Source organism: Burkholderia sp. Ac-20392, assembly GCF_017104585.1.
Lineage (GTDB): Bacteria > Pseudomonadota > Gammaproteobacteria > Burkholderiales > Burkholderiaceae > Burkholderia > Burkholderia lata.
The window spans coordinates 1-2080 of the sequence record NZ_JAAGPB010000876.1 but is presented as its reverse complement, the minus strand read 5'-3'; the positions used below and the strand labels follow the sequence as shown (position 1 = coordinate 2080).

Annotated in this window: 1 protein-coding gene and 1 pseudogene; both read left to right on the top strand. The window is 68.3% G+C overall.

What is annotated here, in order from left to right:
• Positions 1–68: 68 nt before the first annotated feature.
• Positions 69–1295, top strand: coding sequence for a patatin-like phospholipase family protein (locus tag G3N99_RS39250; protein WP_174937723.1), 1227 nt, complete (start codon positions 69–71; stop codon positions 1293–1295).
• Between the two features lie 467 nt (positions 1296–1762).
• Positions 1763–2080: pseudogene (locus G3N99_RS39245) on the top strand (ferritin-like domain-containing protein); the annotation flags it as partial.

Here is a 2080-nt window from a genome sequence, read left to right as displayed (position 1 = left end):
CCGCGTCGTCGCCCGAAACCCGTCCGCCGAAGCGCTCGACGTGACGCGGCGCAGGTAGCAGGTCGATCATGCGGCTCGCGCTCGTTCTGATGGGAGGCGGCGCACGTGCCGCCTATCAGGTCGGCGTGCTGAAGGCGCTGGCCGAGATCGCGCGCGAGGCCGATCCGCAGCGGCACACGCTGCCGTTCGCGGTCGTGTGCGGCTCGTCGGCCGGCGCGATCAACGCGACGTCGATCGCGAGCCACGCGGACGACTTTTCCCATGGCGTGCGGCGCCTGCTCGAATTCTGGGAGCCGTTGCGCGCCGACTACGTGTATCGCACCGACTGGCTCGGCATCGCGGCCGCCGGCGCACGCTGGCTCGCGGCGATGACCTTCGGCTGGGCGGCACGCCGCTCGCCGCGCGGGTTGCTCGACAACGCGCCGCTCGCGCATCTGTTGCAGCGCGAGCTGAGTTTCCACCGGATCGAACAGATGCTCGAGGCGCGCCTGCTACACGCGCTTTCGGTGACGGCGCTCAGCTATTCGAGCGGGCGGCACCTCACGTTCTACCAGGCGGCCCAGCCGATCCAGGCGTGGCGGCGTGCGCAGCGCACCGCGCGGCTCGTCGACCTGTCGGCGTCGCACCTGCTCGCGTCGTCGGCGATTCCGTTCGTGTTCCCGGCCGTGCCGCTCGTGCTCGACGGGCAGATCGAATACTTCGGCGACGGGTCGATCCGGCAGATCGCGCCGCTGTCGCCGGCGATCCACTTCGGCGCGGACCGGATCGTCGTGGTCGGCGCGGCCGACCCGCGGCCCGAGATCCCGGCCGCGAACGGCACCGGGCTGGTACGCGGCTACCCGACGCTCGCGCAGATCGGCCAGCAGGTGCTCGCGAGCGTGTTCCTCGACTCGATCGGCTCGGACATCGAGCGCATCGAGCACATCAACCGGATGATCGAGCACCTGCCGCACCAGGTCGAGGTGGACAGCGGCTGGCGGCACGTCGACGTGCTCGCGATCGCGCCGTCCGAGCGCATCGAGCTGATCGCCGCGAAGCACCTGAAGCAGATGCCGGCCACGATGCGCGGGCTGCTCGGCGCGATCGGCGGCAGCCAGCCGGCTGGCGCGTCGTTCGCGAGCTACCTGCTGTTCGAGGAAGCGTTCACGCGCGAACTGATCGAGCTCGGCTACCGCGACGGGCGCGCGCAGCGCGACACGCTGGCCGGCTGGATTGCGCTGGCGGACGGCGGCAGCGCGCCGGCCGCCGGCATGCCGCCGGAAGACGGCCTCGCAACCGGAGAAATACGGGTCTGATGCATAAATGGCAATGTAAGGTTGCGTTTTCGCGACGGTCGGCCGCGACCGATCGCCGCACCGCGATTGGCGGCGCACGACCGGGCAGGCGTCTCGGAACCGTCATGCACGCGTGATATCATGGCCGCCGCCGTATACACCATATCGAGCAGCCCGCCGATCCGGCATCCGCACGGGACCTTTCGGGGAACCCGCCTGGGGCAGGGGACGGGCGCGCCAACGAGCCGGCCAGCGCCGGCCCCCACTCAGGCAAGCGTGCAGCCGGTTCCGTTCGCGGAGCGTGGCTGCGGCATGCTGCAACAGCGGCGGCGCGGCCGCCCGGCTGCCGGACGAGGAATCACCGTCCGGCGGGCCGGTTTCCCGCGTAAAATTAGAGTCTTGGCTGCAAAAAGCGCGCTCGGGCGTGCTTGCGCGGCAACAGTCACGTTTAGAGAAGTCGCATTGCGCAGAACAGGGGTGGGACCATCATGAACACGATGCTTTATCCGGAACTTTACCGATCGCTCGAAGCCGTCCGCTGGGACATGGAGAAGGACATTCCGTGGGACAAGTTCGACGCTTCGCTGCTCACCGACGAGCAGGCGAAGACGATCAAGATGAACGCGATCACCGAATGGTCGGCGCTGCCCGCGACGGAAATGTTCCTGCGCGACAACCAGCACGACAGCGACTTTTCCGCGTTCATGAGCGTGTGGTTCTTTGAAGAGCAGAAGCATTCGCTCGTGCTGATGGAATACCTGCGCCGCTTCAAGCCGGAAATGGTGCCGACCGAAGAGGAACTGCAC

Bases quoted from the DNA above. Each gene is read 5' to 3' on its own strand.
- G3N99_RS39250 (WP_174937723.1), top strand. From the start codon at position 69: ATGCGGCTCGCGCTCGTTCTGATGGGAGGCGGCGCACGTGCCGCCTAT.